This is a genomic window from Pseudomonas sp. BIGb0278 (genome assembly GCF_024809895.1).
GTDB classification, from domain to species: domain Bacteria; phylum Pseudomonadota; class Gammaproteobacteria; order Pseudomonadales; family Pseudomonadaceae; genus Aquipseudomonas; species Aquipseudomonas shirazensis.
Genome location: NZ_JANUEL010000004.1, coordinates 239,706 through 258,254, shown reverse-complemented (window position 1 = coordinate 258,254; position 18,549 = coordinate 239,706). Strand labels below are relative to the sequence as shown.

The following is an 18,549-nucleotide window of genomic DNA, read 5'->3' as shown; positions in this document are numbered from 1 at the left end:
GGGCTAAAGGTTCACGCGATCCAAGCCCTGGTCAGCAATAAAGCTGACCCTGACCTTCAAACCTCCATTTTCGCCGTCATGCAAACTGATCTGGGCCAGATGCGCCCGACAGATTTCCCCGACAATCGCCAACCCCAGCCCACTGCCTTGAGCACTACGCCGGTAAAAGCGCTCGAACACCCGCTCACGCTCAGCTTCAGGAATGCCCGGGCCATCATCTTCGACCTCGAGCACCGCCGGCGCCAACACACGCAAGATCACATTGCCGCCAACCGGCGTGTGCGCCAGCGCGTTATCGATCAGGTTGCTGAGCAGCTCGTTGAGCAAAGTCGGCTCGCCCTTGAGCCAGACCGGCGACTCAGCTTCCAGCGCCAACAACACACCACGGGCATGCGCCAACGGCGCCATGGCCATCCCCAACTCCCGGCTCAGCTGGCTCAGATCAAGCCGCTGCGCCCCGCCCTCGGCAATCGCCCGCGCGCCGTTTTCAACGCGCGCCAACGACAGCAACTGGTTGGCCAAATGGGTCAGCCGGTCAGTACCTTGGGCAGCCGACTCAAGGGTCTGCCGCCACTCCTGCGGGTCCTGCGAACGCAGGCCCAACTCGACCCGCGCCTTGAGCGCTGCCAGCGGCGTACGCAGTTCATGCGCGGCATCGGCAATAAACTGCGCCTGGCGCTCGAACTGTGCGCGCAGCCGCTCGGTAAAGTGATTAAGCGCACGCACCAATGGCCCCAGCTCATGCTGCACCTGTACTGTTGGCAAGGCGCGCAGGTCGTCCGGCTGGCGCTCCTCTACCGCACTGCGCAAGCGCTCGAGCGGGCGCAGCGCTGCACTGACCGCGAACCAGACCATGACCAGCGCCGCCAGCGCCAGCATCCCCAGCCGCAACAGGGTATCGGCCATCAGCCCACGGGCCATGCTCACCCGCGCCTCTTCGGTTTCGGCCACGCGAATCTCGGCCATGCCGTTCATGTTCGGCTCGCTGACCGCCTTGAGCAGGCTGACCACACGTACATCCTGGCCAAGGTAGGAGGCATTGTAGAAACGCGCCAAGGCCGGATAGTCGTCAGTGCGAGGCGTGCCGGGCGGTGGTGGTGGCAGCTTTTCGTACCCCGAGATCAAGCGCTGGTTGATGTCCAACACCTGGTAGTAAATGCGTCCGGCACTGTCGTAGGCGAAGGTGTCCAGCGCCACATAGGGCACATCGGCACTCAGTGTGCCATCGCGCTGGGACAAGCCCGCAGCAATGGTCCGCGCCGACGCCAGCAGCGTACGGTCATAGGCAGTGTCCGCGGCCTCGCGGCCGTTCCAGTAGGCGCTCAGGCCGCTGGCCAGCATCAGTACCACCAGCAGCAGCGCAAGATTGCCCAGCAGCCGCCCGCGCAGGCTGGCGCCATCACGCATCACGGTGCTCCAGCAGGTAGCCAAGACCGCGGAAGGTGACGATGGCAACCGCATGGCCGTCGAGTTTCTTGCGCAGCCGGTGCACGTAGATTTCGATGGCATCAGGGCTGGCTTCTTCGTCGAGGCCAAACACCTGCGCCGCCAGTTGCTCCTTGCTCATCACTCGTCCGGGCCGGGCAATCATTGCCTGCAGCACACTTTGCTCGCGCGAGGTCAGGGTCAGGTGCTCGTCACCCAGGCTGAAACGGCGGGTGTCGAGGTCGTAGACCAGCGGACCACAGCGCTGCTGGCGTTCGCCACCAAGCACACTGCGCCGCAGCAGGGCCTTGACCCGCGCCTCCAGCTCAGTCAACTCGAACGGCTTGGCCAGGTAATCGTCGGCGCCCAGGTTGAGCCCGTGCACACGATCCTTGACGTCACTGCGGGCAGTCAGCATCAGCACCGGCAAGGTCTTGCCGCGGCCGCGCAGCCGCGCCAGCACTTCAAAACCGTCCATCCGCGGCAGGCCGACATCGAGCACCGCCACCGCGTATTCCTCGCTGGTCAGCGCCAAGTCAGCGGCGATGCCGTCGTGTAGCACGTCCACAGTCAGGCCCTGACTCTTGAGCGCCTGAGCCACGCTTTCGGCCAGTTGCAGGTGGTCTTCAACCAGCAGCACTCGCATCGGTTTCTCCCTTCGGTGAAGTGGGGGCGCGTTAGTTGGCGCGGAGTGTACCGCCGTCGGCACACCTGTGAAGCCCCAATATGACAAACCTTTCATGTTGAAAGGTTAGCGAAAGGTTGGCCGCCTAGCATCGGATCAAGAATGCCCCGAGCGTTCATAAGCACCAGCAAGGTGCAGACCAATAAAAACAATAAACGGAGTCACTCGACGATGCTGTCATCACAGCCGCAGGCGTTCGCGCCTACCCGTTCCATTCGTCCACGCCCCACTGCCATTGCCAGCGCCCTTGCGCTCGCCGGTATCGCGCCTGTCAGCCAGGCGGCCTTCTTCGAAGACAGCAGCGCCACCTTCGAAACCCGCAACATGTACTTCAACCGTGATTTCCGTGACGGCACCAGCAGCCAGCAGTCCAAACGTGACGAGTGGGCGCAGGGCTTCATGCTCAATTTCGAATCCGGGTACACCGAAGGCACTGTCGGCTTTGGCCTGGACGCACTGGGCATGGTCGGGATCAAGCTCGACTCCAGCGAAGACCGCACCGGCACCGGGCTGTTGCCGACCCATGATGACGGCAAGGCTGCCGACGAGTACTCCAAGCTCGGTCTGACCGGCAAGGTGAAGATTTCCAAGACCGAGCTCAAAGTGGGTTCGCTGATTCCTGAACTGCCGACCCTGCAGCCCAACGACGGGCGGATTCTGCCGCAGACCTTCGAGGGTGGCTTGCTGACCTCCAACGAAATCAGCAACCTGACCGTTACCGCCGGACGTCTGGAAAAAGCCAAGGACCGCAACGACACCAACTGGGAAGACATCGCCCTCAACAACAAGAACGGCCGTTTCGGCGGAACCTTCGCCGCCGACAACTATGACCTGGCCGGCCTTGACTACAAATTCACCGACCGCATCACCGGCAGCTATCACGTTGCCCAACTTGACGACATCTACCGTCAGCACTTCGTTGGCATGGTCGCGACCCAGCCCTGGGGCCCGGGCACCTTTGGCGCCGACCTGCGCCTGGCGATAAGTGACGACCAGGGCCAGGCCCGCGCCGGCAAGATCGACAACACCACCGCCAACGGCATGCTCAGCTACGCCCTCGATGGCCACAAGCTCAGCGGCGCCTATCAGCACGTCTCGGGCGACAGCGCCTTCCCCTACGTCGATGGCGCCGACCCGTATCTGGTCAACTTCGTCCAGATCAACGACTTTGCCGGTGCCGACGAGCACTCCTGGCAGCTGCGTTACGACTACAACTTCGCCTCTCTGGGCATTCCCGGCCTGACCTTCATGACCCGCTACCTCAGTGGCGACAACGTCAGCCGCGCCGATGGCAGCGAGGGCAAGGAGTGGGAACGCAACACTGAGTTCAAATACGTAGTACAAACCGGACCGTTGAAAAACGTCGCGGTGCGTCTGCGTAACGCCACCTTCCGCTCGAATTTTGCCCGCGACGCCGACGAAGTGCGGCTGCTGGTGAGCTACAGCGTGGCCCTGTGGTAACCCATAACAACAATATTTACGGAGATAGACGATGACCTTTTCCCTGCGCCGCCTCGTCCTCGCTACCGGTTGCCTGCTGTTGGCCGGTCAAGCCCTGGCTGCTGAACCGAAACGCCCTGAATGTATCGCTCCAGCATCGCCCGGCGGCGGCTTCGACCTGACCTGCAAGCTGGTGCAAAGCGCCCTGGTCAACGAGAAGATTCTCAGTAAACCGATGCGCGTCACCTACATGCCTGGCGGCGTTGGTGCGGTTGCCTACAACGCCGTGGTTGCCCAGCGCCCGGGCGATGCCGGCACCCTGGTGGCCTGGTCCAGTGGCTCGCTGCTGAACCTGGGCCAGGGCAAGTTCGGCCGTTTCGATGAAAACGCAGTGAAGTGGCTGGCGGCCGTGGGCACCAGCTATGGCGCGATCGCGGTGAACAAGGACTCGCCTTACAAAAACCTGGCTGACCTGGTTGCTGCGCTGAAAAAAGACCCGAGCAAAGTGGTGATCGGCTCCGGCGGCACCGTCGGCAGCCAGGACTGGATGCAGACCGCGCTGATCGCCAAGGCCGCCGGGATCAACCCGCGTGACCTGCGCTACGTCGCCCTGGAAGGCGGCGGCGAAATCGCCACTGCACTGCTCGGCGGGCACATTCAGGTCGGCTCCACCGATATCTCCGACTCCATGCCGCACATCCAGAGCGGCAACATGCGCATCCTTGCCGTATTCGCCGAGAACCGTCTCGATGAGCCGGAAATGAAGGACATCCCGACTGCCAAGGAACAGGGCTACGACATCGTCTGGCCAGTGGTACGTGGCTTCTACCTCGGGCCAAAAGTCAGCGACGAAGACTACGCCTGGTGGAAAGCCGCGTTCGACAAGCTGCTGACCTCCGAGGAGTTCGCCAAGCTGCGTGACCAGCGCGAGCTGTTCCCGTTCGCCCTGACCGGGCCGGAGCTGGACGCCTACGTCAAGAAACAGGTTGCCGACTACAAGACCCTGGCCCGGGAATTCGGCCTGATTCAGTAACAACGTACAGCTGCAGCACCTGTTGAAGCAGGTCAGCCCGCGCAAGCGTCGGTGTCATCACCAACGCCTGCGCGGGTAGAACCGCTCGCGCAATAAACTGCAGCAAGGCAGCCCTCTCGAGGATTTCCCCATGATCCTGCAACGCTTTTTTGCCCTGATCCTGCTGGCGGTGTGCGCCGTCCTGGCAGTGATGGCCTGGCCTTACCAGGCCGCGTTTTCCTACGAACCGGTGGGCCCGCGCGCCTTCCCGTTGTTGATGCTTGGCCTGATGGGCCTGGCGTTGCTGTACCTGGCGATTCGGCCGACGCCGATCGTGCATAAAGAGGACGAGCCGCCGCTGGATCGCCCGACCCTGATCAAGATTGCGATCTGCACCGGTCTGTTGATCCTGTTCGCCGCCACCTTCGAAAGCCTGGGCTTCATCGTCAGTGCGGTATTGATCGGCGTGCCAATGGCGCGCCTGTATGGCGGCCGCTGGCTGCACAGCGCAGTGGTGGTGGTGGCGATGAGCGTGCTGCTGTACTGGCTGTTCGATCGCGTGATGGACGTACCCCTGCCCCTTGGCCTGCTTGACGTGCTGGAGAACTGACAGATGGATACTTTAGGCTATCTCAGCCAGGGCTTCGGCGTCGCCTTGAGCCCGTACAACCTGGTTACCGCCCTGTGCGGCACCCTGATCGGCACCGTGGTCGGCCTGCTGCCGGGCCTGGGCCCGATCAACGGCGTGGCGTTGCTGATCCCGATCGCCTTTGCCCTCGGCCTGCCGCCTGAATCTGCCTTGATTCTGCTGGCCGCGGTGTACCTGGGTTGTGAATACGGCGGCCGGATCAGCTCGATCCTGCTCAACATCCCGGGCGAAGCTTCGACCGTGATGACCACCCTCGACGGTTACCCAATGGCTCGCCAGGGTCTGGCTGGGGTCGCGCTGTCGCTTTCGGCGTGGAGCTCGTTCATCGGTGCCTTCATCGCCACCTGCGGCATGGTCCTGTTCGCGCCGTTGCTGGCGAAGTGGGCGATTGCCTTCGGACCCGCTGAATACTTCGTGCTGATGGTGTTCGCCATTGTCTGCCTCGGCGGTATGGCCGGCGACAAGCCACTGAAGACATTTATCGCGGCGTTGATCGGTCTGTTCCTGTCGGCAGTCGGTATCGATGCCAACAGCGGCGTTTACCGCTTCACCGGCGACAGCGTGCACATGGCCGACGGCATTCAGTTCGTGGTGCTGGTGCTGGGCCTGTTCTCGATCAGCGAGATCCTCCTGCTGCTGGAGAAAACCCATCATGGCCACCAGGCGGTAAAAGCCACCGGGCGCATGCTGTTCAACTTCAAGGAAGCGGCTTCGGTATTCGCGGTGAACATCCGTTGCGGCCTACTCGGCTTCATCATGGGCGTACTGCCCGGCGCCGGTGCCACCCTGGCCAGCGCGGTTGCCTATATGACCGAGAAGAAAATCGCTGGCACCAGCGGCAAGTTCGGCAAGGGCGATGCACGTGGCCTGGCAGCACCGGAAACCGCCATCGGCGCTTCCTGCTGTGGCGCACTGGTGCCAATGCTGACCCTCGGCGTACCCGGTTCGGGCACCACTGCGGTAATGATCGGTGCACTGACCCTGTACAACATCACCCCTGGGCCGATGCTGTTCGAACAGCAACCCGACATCGTCTGGGGTCTGATCGCCTCGTTGTTCATCGCCAACATCATGCTGGTGATCCTCAACATCCCGATGATCCGCATCTTCACCCGCATCCTCGCCGTGCCGAACTGGGCGCTGGTGCCGGTAATCGCCATCATCACCGCGATCGGCGTGTACGCCGTGCATGCGACCACCTTTGACCTGTTCCTGATGGTCGGTATCGGCATCATGGGTTACATCCTGCGCAAGCTGGACTTCCCGCTGTCGCCGATCCTGCTCGGGTTCATCCTCGGCGGGCTGATGGAGCAGAACCTGCGCCGCGCCTTGTCCATCTCCAACGGTGAGCTGGGCATTCTCTACTCGAGCCCGATCAGCATGAGCGTATGGGGCCTGACCATCTGCATGATGTGCCTGCCGCTGCTGCGCAGCTGGCGCCGCCGCAGCCTGCAACGTCGGGCTGTTGCGGATGCCTGATCGATCGTTGCCGCTGTTCTGGGCAACCGGGCTGGTCGGCCTTGTTGGCGGATTTCTCGCCAGCAAGGTCGGCTGGCCTTTGCCGTGGATGGTCGGCTCGTTGCTGGCGATCATCCTGGTGCGTTGCCTGACCCCCTGGCAGTTGCCGGAAATCCCCAACGGACGTAAATGCGGCCAGTGGATCATCGGCGTCGGTATCGGCCTGCACTTCACCCCGGCGATCCTCGAACAAGTGTCCGGGCATTTCGGCTTGATTCTGTTTGGTGCGCTGTTCACCACCGCTTCCAGTGTCATCAGTGTATGGCTGCTACGGCGCAGCGGTGAGGATCGCGCCACCGCCTTTTTCGCCAGTATGCCGGGCGGTTCCGGCGAAATGGTCAACCTCGGCGCACGCAATGGCGCGGTGCTCAGCCAGGTCGCCGCGGCGCAGAGTCTGCGTGTGCTGGCGGTGGTGCTGTGCGTGCCGGCACTGTTCAAGTTGCTGCTCGGTGATGGCGTGCCGGTCAGCCATGCCAGCAGTGTCAGCTGGGGCTGGCTGGCGTTGATCACGCCGCTGGCGGTGTTGGTCGGTTATGGCTGGCAGCGCTTGCGCCAACCCAACCCATGGTTGTTCGGGCCATTGCTGGTGGCGGCAACGGTAAGCCTGGCGGCTGATTTGCAGATCACCCTGCCGGAGGGCGCCAGCCAAATGGGCCAGTGGTTGATCGGCAGTGGCCTTGCCTGCCACTTCAACCGGGCATTCTTCCGCCGCGCGCCGTCGTTTCTCGGCCGCACCTTGCTGGCTACCGCCTTGAGCATGGTGATTGCAGCGCTTGCGGCGTGGGGTTTGAGCAACCTGAGCCAGCTGGACTTGCGTTCACTGACGTTGGGCATGATGCCTGGGGGGATCGCCGAGATGAGCCTTACGGCGGAGACCCTGCAGTTGTCGGTGCCGTTGGTGACAGCGATGCAGGTAATGCGCTTGTTGTTTGTGCTGTTTCTGGCAGAGCCATTGTTTCGGCTGTGGAGTGCGCGGGATCAAAACCAGTAAGGGGGCGCAGCACACGCCCCCAACCAAAGCCCCTCAAGAGAGTCACTCAGGCAGCGCCCACTCCACAGGTTTCATGCCGTGCTGCTGCAGGAAGCGGTTGGCATGGCTGAAATGCCCGCAGCCGATAAAGCCCCGGTAGGCCGACAACGGCGACGGATGCACCGACTTGAGCACCAGGTGCTTGGTGCCGTCGATCAACTTCTGCTTGCTCTGGGCATGTGCGCCCCACAGCAGAAAGACCACATTCGATTGCCGCTCGCTGACTAGTTGAATGATCCGGTCAGTGAACGACTCCCAGCCCTTCTTGGCATGCGATGCGGCATTGCCCCGCTGCACGGTCATGGTCGTGTTGAGCAGCAGCACGCCCTGCTCTGCCCAGCTCTGCAGATAGCCATGGGCAGGAATCGGCAGGTTCAGGTCACGCTGCAACTCTTTGTAGATATTCACCAGCGATGGCGGTGTCGGAACGCCCGGCTGTACCGAGAAGCACAGGCCATGCGCCTGACCTGGGCCGTGGTAGGGGTCCTGGCCGAGGATGACCACTTTGACCTGGTCCAGCGGCGTGCTGTTAAGGGCGTTGAAGATCAGCGGGCCAGGTGGATAAATCTCTTTGCCGGCGGCGTACTCCTGGCGCAGGAACTCGCGCAGCTGCTGCATGTAGGGCTGTTCGAACTCGGCGCGCAGCGCCTCCTTCCAGCTGGGCTCAAGCTTGATGCGGTCGTCGTCGGTCATCGGTGTGGTCCTGAAACTGAGGGGCGCGACACTAGGAAAGCTGCCCGAGCTTGTCAATCGATCCGACCGACGACCGGCAGCCTGCGGCAGAGCCGACCATACTGAGCGGATGATCTGTGCGAGGTAGTTCATGGCCGTAACCAGCGAAGTACTTACCGGAGTGGACGGTGCGCGAATCGGCATCGCCACACTGGATGCAGCGAAATCCCTCAACGCGTTGAGCCTGGCGATGATCGAGCAGCTCGAGGCTCTGCTCCAGGCGTGGGCGAGGGATCCTGGTGTCGTCTGCGTGCTCTTGCGGGGCAGCGGTGCCAAGGCATTTTGCGCGGGTGGCGATGTTCGCGCGCTGGTCGACCAATGCCGCGCACAACCCGGCCAGGTGCCAGCAATGGCCAGACAGTTCTTCGCTGCCGAGTACCGCCTGGACTATGCCCTGCACTGTTATCCCAAGCCTTTGCTGTGTTGGGGTCATGGCCATGTGCTGGGCGGCGGCATGGGCCTGCTACAGGGCGCTGGGGTACGCATCGTGACCCCGAGCAGTCGGCTGGCCATGCCGGAGATCAGCATAGGCTTGTACCCGGACGTAGGCGCCAGTTGGTTCCTCAGCCGTCTGCCAGGCAAGCTGGGGTTGTTTCTCGGCCTGACAGGGTCGCCGATCAACGCCCGTGATGCGCTGGACCTGGGTCTGGCGGATCGTTTTCTTGGCGAGCAGCAGCAGACGGCATTGATTGATGAACTACTGCAGTTGAACTGGCAGGAACAGACCATCCTGCAGTTGAACAGCCTGCTCAAGTGTCAGCAGCACCGCGCCCTTGCAGATCTCCCACAGGCCCAATGGCTGCCGCGGCGAGCGTTGATCGACGAGGTGCTGGATGTGGCCGACCCTATTGCTGCCTGGCGTGCGATCGCCAGCCTGCGCCAGCACGGCGACCCGTTGTTGGCGGCTGCAGGGCAGCGCCTGCACGACGGTTGCCCGCTCAGCGCACATCTAGTGTGGGAGCAATTGCAGCGAGCCCGGCACATGTCGCTGTTGCAGGCGCTGCAGATGGAATATGCGATGAGCCTGAATTGCTGCCGGCATCCTGAATTCAGCGAGGGCGTGCGTGCGCGGTTGATTGAAAAAGACAACACGCCGCGCTGGCACTGGCCTGATGTGGCTCAGGTGCCAGCGGCGGTGGTTGAGGCGCACTTTGCCAAAGCCTGGGAGGGCCGCCATCCGCTGGCCGATCAAGTTTAGGACAGGACCTCAGCGATGCCGATTGCGATCATCGCGCCCGCCATCCGGGCGGCGATCACGGTCGCCATGGCCCCTTGAATGCCAACGCCCTTCCTGCGATCGGCGGTTATCGTTGCGGTAATCATGCCGCTCTCGATCACGACGGTATTCGTAGCGCTGCCGATTACCGTAATCGTTGCGTGGATTGCCATACCACTGCTGGTTCATCCCTGGATGCGGCTGCGGCCGATAGTGCGGCGCCGGTGCCGGGCGGTAGTAGCGCGGTGCAGGCTGATAGTAGTAACGGGGCTGCGGCACCACGTAATAGTCACGCTCATAGCGCTGATAGCCGGGATACCCGTAACGCTCGCCACTGTAGTACTGCGAGCGAGAATACCCGCCACCGGCGTAATAAGGGGTACAGGCACTGGCCAACATTGCGAGCAGGACGATGATTGGGATTCGATAGGACATGGCGGCCTCCTGGACCGCTGGGGTGCCCGGCACAGCGGCGCTGGCGGGCGTCGATCGGCAAACGAATATCGACATGGGTTAAGACACTCGCCAGCCGATCCAGTGCCGTATGTGTAAAGATTTGCAACAACTCAGGTAACCCTGAAAAACATGCAGTTATTTTCCCGCCAGCTCTCTAGAATGTCGCCACTGGCACACATCACGGGAAGATCATGCCGTCACGTTCCGCCCTGTTCTCGCAGCGCTCGCTGATCATCGCGCTGCTGATCCTGCTGGCCTGCGGTTTTCTTGCCACGTCTCTGCTCGGCTACTTTTCTTCGCGTGGCGCAATCCGTGATGGCATCGTCAATACCGAACTGCCGCTGACCTCAGACACCGTCTACTCGGAAATCCAGAAGGATCTGATCCGCCCGGTGCTGATCTCATCGATGATCGCGCAGGACACCTTTCTGCGCGACTGGGTGCTGGCCGGCGAGCAGGAGCCAGAGCGGATCACTCGCTATCTGGATGAAATCCTCAGCCAGCAGAACACCTGCACCGCGTTTTTCATCTCCGAGCGCAGCCATACCTATTACCAGGCCAAGGGCGTGCTCAAGCAAGTCAAGCCGGATGCCTGGCGCGATGCCTGGTATTACCGCGTGCGCGAGTCGCAGGCGCCGTACGAGATCAACGTCGATCTGGACATGGCCAACCATGACAGGCTCACGGTGTTCATCAATTACCGCGTGCTCGATTATGACCAGCGCTTCATCGGCGCAGCCGGGGTCGGCCTGAGTGTCGAGTCGGTGGTCAAATTGATCGACGCTTATCAGCAACGCTATCACCGCGCCGTGTTGTTCACCGATGCCAACGGCAAAGTCATCCTGACCGGCTCGGACGGCAGCATGCATGGCCTGCGCGCAGGCCAGCAACTGGCCGACAGCAAAGCGTTCGAGACGCTGCTGGCGCGCATGCCGGTACCCTCGCCTGGCAGCCACGAATATCAGGACGAGGCAGGCCACAGCCACTTTCTCAACGTGCGGCCCATCCCCGAACTGGACTGGTACCTGTTGGTCGACAAACGTGAGAGCGGCGCGCTGGACCGGGTGCGCCAGTCGCTGTACCTGAACCTGGCGATCTGCGCCATGATCACCCTGGTGGTGTTGTCGCTGCTGCATGCGATGGTCAAGCGCCATCAGCAAAGCATCGAGTCGCTGGCCACGCTGGACAGCCTGACCGGCCTGCCCAACCGCCGCAGCTTTGACCTTTTGGCCGGGCAGGCACTGCAGCAAGCCAAACGCGAGAATGCGCCACTGGTTGCCCTGCTGATCGACCTTGATCACTTCAAGCTGCTCAATGACACCCATGGTCACCTGGCCGGCGATGAAGTGCTGCGCCAGTTTGCCAACGTACTGCAAGGCAGCCTGCGCCAGTCGGATATCCTTTGCCGCTGGGGCGGTGAAGAGTTTATCGTGCTGCTGCGCGAGACCGAGGGCCGCCAGGCCATCGATGTCGCCGAGAAGGTCCGCCGCCGCACCGAGCAGTTGATCTTCAGCTACAACGACCAACCGCTGCGCCTGACCACCAGCATCGGGCTCAGTGCACTGCAACCCGACGACAGTTTGCACAGCTTGCTGACCCGTGCCGACCATGCCCTTTATCGAGCCAAGCAGGGCGGACGCAATCGAGTCTGCAGCGAGATGCCCGGAGCAGTCCATGCCTGACCCACAATCCTGCCCCGCCTGCGGCGCAAGCAACGGCTGCAGCCTGGCTGATCCACGCAGCGCCACGCAGAACTGCTGGTGCTTCAGCGTCAGCATCGACCCGGCGGTACTCGCCGCCCTGCCCGCCGAACTGCGCAACAAAGCCTGCCTGTGCCCCCGCTGCGCAGCCGTGGACGACCAGCTCAAAGCGGCGCAACAGCCGCCAATTGGGTAAACTGCGCGGCCAATTCCTCTGCTGTTGCCGCCATGCGCCTTGATCGCTTCCTCGCCAATCTGCCCTGCTACAACCGCCAGCAGGTGCGCCTGCTGCTGGCCCTGCAGCGTGTGCGCGTGGATGGCCAGGTCAGCACCGACCCACTGCACGAGGTTCGCGAGTTCAGCCGGGTCGAGGTCGATCAGCAGGTGCATCAGGTCGGTCGCTCGGCGCGCTACCTGATGCTGCACAAGCCGGCCGGCTGTGTCAGCGCCACTCATGACCCGCAGCACCGGACCGTGCTCGACCTGCTCCCGGCCGAGCTGCGCGCTGACCTGCATATTGCCGGGCGGCTGGACTTCAACACCACCGGGCTGCTCCTGCTGACCAATGACGGCCAGTGGTCACGGCGCTTGACGCAACCAAGCACAAAACTGGCAAAGGTCTATCGCGTCGAAACCGAAGACGAGATCGGCGCGCACTACCCGGCCAAGTTCAGCGAGGGCTTCTACTTCGCCTTCGAAGACCTTACCACCCTACCCGCCCAGCTGGATGTGCTCGGCCCTCGACTGGCCAGGCTGGCGATTGTCGAAGGTCGCTATCACCAGGTGAAGCGCATGTTTGGCTATTTCCAGAACAAGGTCGTTGGCCTGCATCGCGAGTCGATGGGCGGCATCCATCTCGACCCCACGCTGGCCCCTGGCGAATTCCGGCCACTGACAGCCGATGAAATCGCTCTGTAAACAGCAAGCATCTCCAGCGCAGACCGCCGAGCGATTTTATTCACCAATTGCTCAATGGCACTTGCGGGAATGACGTCGGGCTGCTTGAATCGAAATCGTCAGTCCGCATGTGACTCACCAGTCACACCTGCAGTCCAAGACACCTTTTTGCTGGCCACCCCAGGTCTCGCTATCTTGGGGGTACGGCAGATTGCCCCGCCTACAACAACAGCGTCGACACGTGTGCGAAGGATCGACACCGGGCTCTGCAACCTCTTCAGGCGTATGCCTACCTGTCATAAAGAACGTGCACCCTAGGTGACGCGAATACCCTTTTTGCGCCAGGAGTCGATGACATGAGGCCAGAAATCGCTGTACTTGATATCCAAGGTCAGTATCGGGTTTACACGGAGTTGCATCGCGCCGACGGCGCCGAGAAGACGATCATCCTGATCAATGGATCGCTGGCGACCACGGCTTCGTTCGCCCAGACAGTGCGCAGCCTGCACCCGCAATTCAATGTGGTGCTGTATGACCAGCCCTATGCCGGCAAGTCCAAACCGCATAATCACCACGAGCGGCTGCTGACCAAAGAAACCGAGGCACACATCCTGCTGGAGCTGATCGAGCACTTCCAGGCCGACCATGTCGCTTCGTTTTCCTGGGGTGGCGCCTGCACCCTGCTCGCCTTGGCGCACCAGCCCCGACCGGTGAAGAAGGCCATCGTCAGCTCGTTCTCGCCGGTGATCAACGAACCGATGCGCGAATATCTCGAGCGCGGCTGCGAATACCTCGCCGCCTGCGATCGCTACCAGGTCGGCAACCTGGTCAACGACACCATCGGCAAGCACCTGCCGTCGCTGTTCAAACGCTTCAATTACCGGCACGTCAGCAGCCTCGACAGCCACGAATATGCGCAGATGCTGTTTCACATCAATCAAGTGCTGCAGCATGACCTGGAGCGGGCACTGAAGAGCGCGGCCAACATTGCCATCCCGGTGCTGTTCATCAACGGAGATCGCGATGAGTACACCACCGCCGATGACGCCCGCCAGTTTGGCCGTCATGTCGACCAGAGCCACTTCAGCGTGATCAACGGCGCCGGGCATTTCCTCGACATGGAACACAAGACCGCCAGCGATGCACAACGCAGCGCCATGCTTGGTTTCCTCAAACCGAGTCAACGCGAGCCGCGCCCGCGCAGTCACTATGTGCAGGGCCAGCATGCATTGGCGATCTGAGCCTGCCGGCGTGCTTTTGCCCGTGCCAAAGCCACGCGCAACAAGCCGCCGGACAGCTAAATTTCAAGGCTGGGCTTTTATTCACCAGAGGGTTCTGGTACAAAGTCGAGCTGCAAAGCGCACGCCGCTTCGCTGGCAAGGATGTACGCGTAAAGCGGGTATAGTTTAATGGTAGAACAGTAGCTTCCCAAGCTTCCGACGAGGGTTCGATTCCCTCTACCCGCTCCACCTCGTCCACCGTTGCACCGCATGACATTTGCGCAATGTCATCGCCTGTCTAAAGGAGCCCCGGCTCCTTTTTTCGTTTCTGCCCTTCCATCGATTTGCTGCAGACCACGCCGGCCCTTGGCGGCTGCAACGCGCTGCGCGCAAAAAGCTTGCACACCAAACGCAGCAGGCGGATAAGCTCGTGCATTGTGTGAAACATTTCCAAAGGACTGCGCATGTTTCTCTCCCGCTGGCTCCCGGGCCTGGCCAACCTGCTGCACTATCGCCGCGAGTGGCTGCACGCCGACATACAGGCTGGCTTGTCGGTCGCTGCGATCCAGATCCCGATCGCTATCGCCTATGCGCAGATCGTCGGCCTGCCGCCGCAGTACGGGTTGTATGCCTGTGTGCTGCCAATGATCGTCTACGCCCTGATCGGCAGCTCTCGGCAGTTGATGGTCGGCCCCGACGCCGCCACCTGCGCCATGATCGCCGGGGCCGTGGCGCCGTTGGCGCTGGGTGATCCCCAGCGCATTGCCGAGCTGTCGGTGATCGTCACCGTGCTGGTCGGGGTCATGTTGATTGCCGCCGGGGTGGCGCGCGCAGGGTTCATTGCCAGTTTCTTCTCGCGACCGATCCTGATCGGCTACCTCAATGGTATCGGCCTGAGCCTGATCGCCGGGCAGCTGAGCAAAGTGGTTGGCTTCAAGATCGAAGGTGACGGATTTATCCTCAGCCTGATCAACTTCGCCCAGCGCCTGGGTGAAATCCACTGGCTGACACTGGTGATTGGCCTGGCCGGGTTGGGCCTGCTGATCGGGTTGCCACGGCGCTACCCGCGCCTGCCGGCAGCGCTGGTGACCGTAGTGCTGTTCACCTTGATTGCGGGGGTGTTTGGCCTGGACCATTTTGGCGTCGCCATCCTCGGCCCGGTGCCCGGCGGCATGCCCCAACTGGCTTGGCCGCAGAGCTCTCTGGCAGAAACCAAGAGCCTGCTGCGCGATGCCCTCGGGATCGCCACCGTGAGCTTTTGCAGTGCCATGCTCACGGCACGCAGCTTCGCCGCGCGGCATGGCTATGCGATCAATGCCAATCACGAGTTCGTTGCCTTGGGTGTGAGCAATCTGGCTGCCGGGTTCTCCCAAGGCTTTGCCATCAGCGGCGCCGACTCGCGCACGGCGGTCAACGACATGGTCGGTGGCAAAAGCCAGCTGGTTGGCATCATCGCCGCGCTGGTGATTGCATTGATTTTGCTGTTCTTCACTGCGCCCATGGCCTGGATTCCGCAGGCGGTGCTCGGCGCCGTGCTGCTGATGGCCGGCTGGGGGCTGATCGATGTGCGTTCGCTGGGCAAGATCTACCGGCTCAGCCGCTTCGAGTTCTGGCTGTGCCTGCTGACCACGATTGGTGTGCTTGGCCTGGGCGTGCTGCCCGGGATCATCTTCGCGGTGACCTTGGCCATCCTGCGCTTGCTCTACAGCATCTATCAACCCACCGATGCCGTGCTGGGCTGGGCACCGGGGATCGAAGGCCAGGTCGACGTGCGCCAACACCCCGACGCGCGCACGGTAGCGGGCCTGGTGGTGTATCGCTTCGATGACGCGATCCTGTTCTTCAACGCCGACTACTTCAAGATGCGCCTGCTTGAGGCAGTGCAACGCGACAGCCAGCCGCGCGCGGTGCTGTTCGATGCCGAAGCGGTGAGCAGCATCGATGTCAGCGGTATCGCCGCTCTGCGTGAAGTACGCGACACCCTCGCCGCGCAAGGTATTCATTTCGCCATTGCGCGGGCACGTGGGACGTTTTTGCGCATGCTGGTGCGCTCAGGCATGGCCCGGGAAATGGAAGACAAGCTGCTGTTTGGCTCAGTGCGCGCCGGTATTCGTGCTTATCGCGTGTGGAGCAACCGCGAACGTCAGGCCACCGCGCAGCAGCCCTAGCCGGTGACGCAGCGTTAACTGCTGCAACCGGCGGTGCACTGGGAAGCTGCAATACCCTCACAGTTGCGCAGCGCACGGTGCCGCAGGGCGAATACAGCACATCGCCGGAGCATGCTAAAGTCGCGGCGTTTCCCTGCCAAACCACGGACCCCGCATGCCCCCAGTTGACGCCCACCTGACTTCCTGGCCCGAGCTCGAGCAACGCCAGCCGTGCCAGGCCCTGCTCCTGGGCAACGGCGCCAGCCGTGCACTGTGGAAGCCGTTTGGTTATTTTTCGTTGTTCGAGCAGGCACAGAAGGTACGTCACAAAGGCCTGGGCGTCAGTGACCAGGCCTTGTTCAAAGCCTTGGCCAGCGAGCTGTTCGAGCCGCTGCTGAGCACGCTCAATACTACCGTGCGGGCCAACGCCGCGCTGGCGATCAATTCGACTGCGCCGCTCAATCGCTATTACTCGATCAAGGAAGCATTGATTCACGCGATCCGCTCGGTGCACATCCCGTGGCCGCTGCTGCCCAGCGCCAACCTGAGTGCGATCAATCAGGCGCTCAGGGCCTACCGCAGCGTCTACACCAGTAACTACGATCTGCTTGTGCCTTGGGCAGTACGACAGGCGCCCGAAGGATTTGCTGCGCTGTTCGACGAAGAAGGTTTTTTCGATGTCCGCCGCACTCACGCGGAGGGCACCCGGGTATTGCATCTGCACGGCGGCCTGCACCTGCTCAAGCTGCCAGACGGCAGCACGCGCCAGCGCAGCGCCGAAAACGGTGAGTTGCTTGACGGCTTTGCCGTAAATATTCCCGGCGAGGTGCCGCTGTTCATCAACGAAGACCGCAGCGAGCACAAGCTGCGCGCCATTCGCAGTTCGGATTACCTGAGCTGGGGCCTTGGCCAGCTGGCAAGCGAACGAGAGGGCCTGTGCCTGTTCGGCCAGCATCTGGACAGCACGGATCAACACCTGCTCGATGCCATCCGCCAGGCCCGCCCGGCTCATCTGTGCATTGCCATTCGGCCATTGAGCGAGGCGTCGATCATCAACCAGAAGCAGCACTTTCTGCAGCGTTTCGGCGATATGCACGAGACCTCGTTGCATTTCTTCGACGCCAGCAGTCATCCGCTCGGCGCCCCAGACCTGGCAGTCGAAGTGCCTGCCGACTTTGCCCGCCGGCGCTGACCGGCGAGCGCACGGTAGCAGTAAACAGTAACGAGCGCAGGAACCCGGCAGATGAACCCGCTAGACGATTTCGAGGCAGACTCGATCGATGCTCAGGCCGCAGGCTGGCTGGTGCGCAATCGCTATGACTCATCAAGGCATAATCGCAAGGCGTTCAAGCAGTGGCTGCGCGACCCAGAGCATGCCCGCGCCTATCGCCAGCTCGAACACCTGTGGCAGGACCTGGAAGCGCTCAAGCAGGCCGCCAACCCACTCGCGCCTGTGGCGCAGCGATCACCACGGCGGCTGGTGATGATTGCTGCAGTGGGCATGGCCTGTGCCGTTATGACCGCAAGCCCGGAAGCCCACGGGCTCTTTCTACAGAGCGCAGACCACCGGGCAAGTCAGTTGCCCGCAGTGGCTAGTTCAGCTGATTAAATGGCTAGGCGCTTTGACCATAATTCGCTCATGAGCGCGGACCACGTTGAGCCTCATCGCTACTTTCGCTACGTCGACGATTTCCTGAGCGAAAGAGTACGTTTGCCGCGCCTGCATCCAGGAAAGAACTTCGGCCAAGTGCCAGATTGATGGGTTTCCTTCGTGGACTGGTGCAGGAAAACTCAAATAGTGCACCAACATGAGTTTGCGCATGTTCTGCCGAGACACGCCGACAACCTCCGCGACATCGGTTAATCCAACCAGGTCGGGAGTTACTTCCACAAGATGGGCTTGAGGGACGGCTCGCTGCACGTCCGCAAGGGCGCTATGCACTGCATCCTGAGCGGATCCCGCCTCGCGTGCGAACTCCAGCGCCAGCCGGCCTGGCTGGCCGACTCCGACAATAGCGTCATCACATCCCGACGCGCCTAGACGCTCCAGCAGACCATCCATGTCCTGATCGTGGGTTAACTGGTATCTGAGCGTGAAGATATATTCCGTCACTTTGACTCTCTCCCTGCGTGATCAATGCTGCGACGATGAGCAACGCAGTTGTCGACGATTCGTCGTATCTGACGCGCAAACGTGTCTGGATTCTTGGGTGTGCTCCAGATACTTGCCACGCAGAATTCACCGCACCGACACTCATCGCTGTTGTAAGGACAGTAGATTTTGCCCCAGCAATGGCCGCCACCCGCTACCACTCTCCAGCCTTGCGCCTCTGCGTATCTGAGAGCCTGCTCAATCTCTTTCTTGGAATGCGCGTGGCGAGGCATCAGTTGATCTCCAGTATGTGAACATGCACCTTGGTTG

20 protein-coding genes and 1 tRNA gene are annotated in these 18,549 nt (G+C 61.9%); 14 read left to right on the top strand and 7 right to left on the bottom strand.

Annotated elements, in window-relative coordinates:
* Positions 1–3: 3 nt before the first annotated feature.
* The gene (locus M2396_RS16590) at positions 4–1,407 is read right to left on the bottom strand and encodes a sensor histidine kinase (protein WP_188036584.1); all 1,404 of its coding nucleotides are present in this window, start codon (positions 1,405–1,407) and stop codon (positions 4–6) included.
* A complete protein-coding gene (locus M2396_RS16585) occupies positions 1,400–2,071 on the bottom strand; it encodes a response regulator (RefSeq protein ID WP_101321899.1) in 672 nt (223 codons plus the stop codon). Before M2396_RS16585 ends, M2396_RS16590 begins: the two co-directional genes overlap by 8 nt.
* A 210-nt stretch (positions 2,072–2,281) precedes the next feature.
* Between M2396_RS16585 and M2396_RS16580 the strand changes: the two genes are divergently transcribed.
* The 5 genes from M2396_RS16580 to M2396_RS16560 all read left to right on the top strand — a co-directional run bounded on the left by M2396_RS16580 (position 2,282) and on the right by M2396_RS16560 (position 7,720).
* Positions 2,282–3,571, top strand: coding sequence for an OprD family porin (locus tag M2396_RS16580; protein ID WP_101321900.1), 1,290 nt, complete (start codon positions 2,282–2,284; stop codon positions 3,569–3,571).
* Positions 3,572–3,602: 31 nt separating this feature from the next.
* Positions 3,603–4,583, top strand: coding sequence for a tripartite tricarboxylate transporter substrate binding protein (locus tag M2396_RS16575; protein WP_259076059.1), 981 nt, complete (start codon positions 3,603–3,605; stop codon positions 4,581–4,583).
* 130 nt (positions 4,584–4,713) lie between these two features.
* Positions 4,714–5,172: a tripartite tricarboxylate transporter TctB family protein gene (locus tag M2396_RS16570; protein WP_259076056.1), complete on the top strand. Its 459-nt coding sequence runs from the start codon at positions 4,714–4,716 to the stop codon at positions 5,170–5,172.
* 3 nt (positions 5,173–5,175) lie between these two features.
* Entirely contained in the window at positions 5,176–6,690 is a 1,515-nt protein-coding gene (locus M2396_RS16565) for a tripartite tricarboxylate transporter permease (RefSeq protein WP_101321903.1), read from the top strand.
* Positions 6,683–7,720 carry an AbrB family transcriptional regulator gene (locus tag M2396_RS16560; RefSeq protein WP_259076054.1) on the top strand — a complete coding sequence of 346 codons (1,038 nt, stop codon included), beginning with the start codon at positions 6,683–6,685 and terminating at the stop codon, positions 7,718–7,720. Before M2396_RS16565 ends, M2396_RS16560 begins: the two co-directional genes overlap by 8 nt.
* Before the next feature lie 42 nt (positions 7,721–7,762).
* On the opposite strand, the gene ung is transcribed toward M2396_RS16560, so the two are convergent.
* Positions 7,763–8,452, bottom strand: coding sequence for a uracil-DNA glycosylase (ung, locus tag M2396_RS16555; protein WP_103438403.1), 690 nt, complete (start codon positions 8,450–8,452; stop codon positions 7,763–7,765).
* Positions 8,453–8,582: 130 nt separating this feature from the next.
* Here ung and M2396_RS16550 point away from each other — a divergent pair, with 130 nt between their 5' ends.
* Positions 8,583–9,689, top strand: a complete 1,107-nt coding sequence (locus M2396_RS16550) for an enoyl-CoA hydratase/isomerase family protein (protein ID WP_259076050.1) — start codon at positions 8,583–8,585, stop codon at positions 9,687–9,689.
* A 9-nt stretch (positions 9,690–9,698) separates the two neighbouring features.
* Here the strand turns inward: M2396_RS16550 and M2396_RS16545 are convergent, their stop codons facing one another.
* Positions 9,699–10,142: a hypothetical protein gene (locus M2396_RS16545; RefSeq protein ID WP_259076048.1), complete on the bottom strand. Its 444-nt coding sequence runs from the start codon at positions 10,140–10,142 to the stop codon at positions 9,699–9,701.
* Between the two features lie 212 nt (positions 10,143–10,354).
* On the opposite strand from M2396_RS16545, the gene M2396_RS16540 reads away from it, so the two are divergent.
* The 5 genes from M2396_RS16540 (at position 10,355) to M2396_RS16520 (ending at position 14,229) form a co-directional block, all read left to right on the top strand.
* Positions 10,355–11,845: a diguanylate cyclase gene (locus M2396_RS16540; protein WP_259076045.1), complete on the top strand. Its 1,491-nt coding sequence runs from the start codon at positions 10,355–10,357 to the stop codon at positions 11,843–11,845.
* Entirely contained in the window at positions 11,838–12,059 is a 222-nt protein-coding gene (locus M2396_RS16535; protein WP_101321909.1) for a cysteine-rich CWC family protein, read from the top strand. Before M2396_RS16540 ends, M2396_RS16535 begins: the two co-directional genes overlap by 8 nt.
* A 32-nt stretch (positions 12,060–12,091) precedes the next feature.
* Positions 12,092–12,781, top strand: a complete 690-nt coding sequence (locus M2396_RS16530) for a 16S rRNA pseudouridine(516) synthase (RefSeq protein WP_188036589.1) — start codon at positions 12,092–12,094, stop codon at positions 12,779–12,781.
* Positions 12,782–13,116: 335 nt separating this feature from the next.
* Positions 13,117–14,001, top strand: a complete 885-nt coding sequence (locus M2396_RS16525; RefSeq protein ID WP_150570596.1) for an alpha/beta fold hydrolase — start codon at positions 13,117–13,119, stop codon at positions 13,999–14,001.
* A gap of 154 nt (positions 14,002–14,155) precedes the next feature.
* Positions 14,156–14,229 (top strand) — tRNA-Gly (locus M2396_RS16520).
* A gap of 49 nt (positions 14,230–14,278) precedes the next feature.
* Here M2396_RS16520 and M2396_RS16515 read toward each other — a convergent pair.
* Positions 14,279–14,446 carry a hypothetical protein gene (locus tag M2396_RS16515; protein WP_259076037.1) on the bottom strand — a complete coding sequence of 56 codons (168 nt, stop codon included), beginning with the start codon at positions 14,444–14,446 and terminating at the stop codon, positions 14,279–14,281.
* Here M2396_RS16515 and M2396_RS16510 point away from each other — a divergent pair.
* The 3 genes from M2396_RS16510 (at position 14,445) to M2396_RS16500 (ending at position 17,736) form a co-directional block, all read left to right on the top strand.
* Positions 14,445–16,148, top strand: a complete 1,704-nt coding sequence (locus M2396_RS16510; protein WP_101321912.1) for a SulP family inorganic anion transporter — start codon at positions 14,445–14,447, stop codon at positions 16,146–16,148. The genes M2396_RS16515 and M2396_RS16510 overlap by 2 nt on opposite strands.
* Positions 16,149–16,302: 154 nt before the next feature.
* Positions 16,303–17,319, top strand: a complete 1,017-nt coding sequence (locus M2396_RS16505; RefSeq protein WP_101321913.1) for a DUF4917 family protein — start codon at positions 16,303–16,305, stop codon at positions 17,317–17,319.
* Positions 17,320–17,370: 51 nt separating this feature from the next.
* Positions 17,371–17,736 carry a DUF4880 domain-containing protein gene (locus M2396_RS16500; protein WP_259076031.1) on the top strand — a complete coding sequence of 122 codons (366 nt, stop codon included), beginning with the start codon at positions 17,371–17,373 and terminating at the stop codon, positions 17,734–17,736.
* Here the strand turns inward: M2396_RS16500 and M2396_RS16495 are convergent.
* Complete coding sequence (locus M2396_RS16495; protein WP_181107740.1) at positions 17,725–18,189, bottom strand: AlpA family transcriptional regulator; 465 nt, start codon at positions 18,187–18,189, stop codon at positions 17,725–17,727. The two genes, M2396_RS16500 and M2396_RS16495, sit on opposite strands and share 12 nt — an antisense overlap.
* 47 nt (positions 18,190–18,236) lie before the next feature.
* Complete coding sequence (locus M2396_RS16490; RefSeq protein WP_259076029.1) at positions 18,237–18,512, bottom strand: hypothetical protein; 276 nt, start codon at positions 18,510–18,512, stop codon at positions 18,237–18,239.
* Between the last annotated feature and the right edge of the window lie 37 nt (positions 18,513–18,549).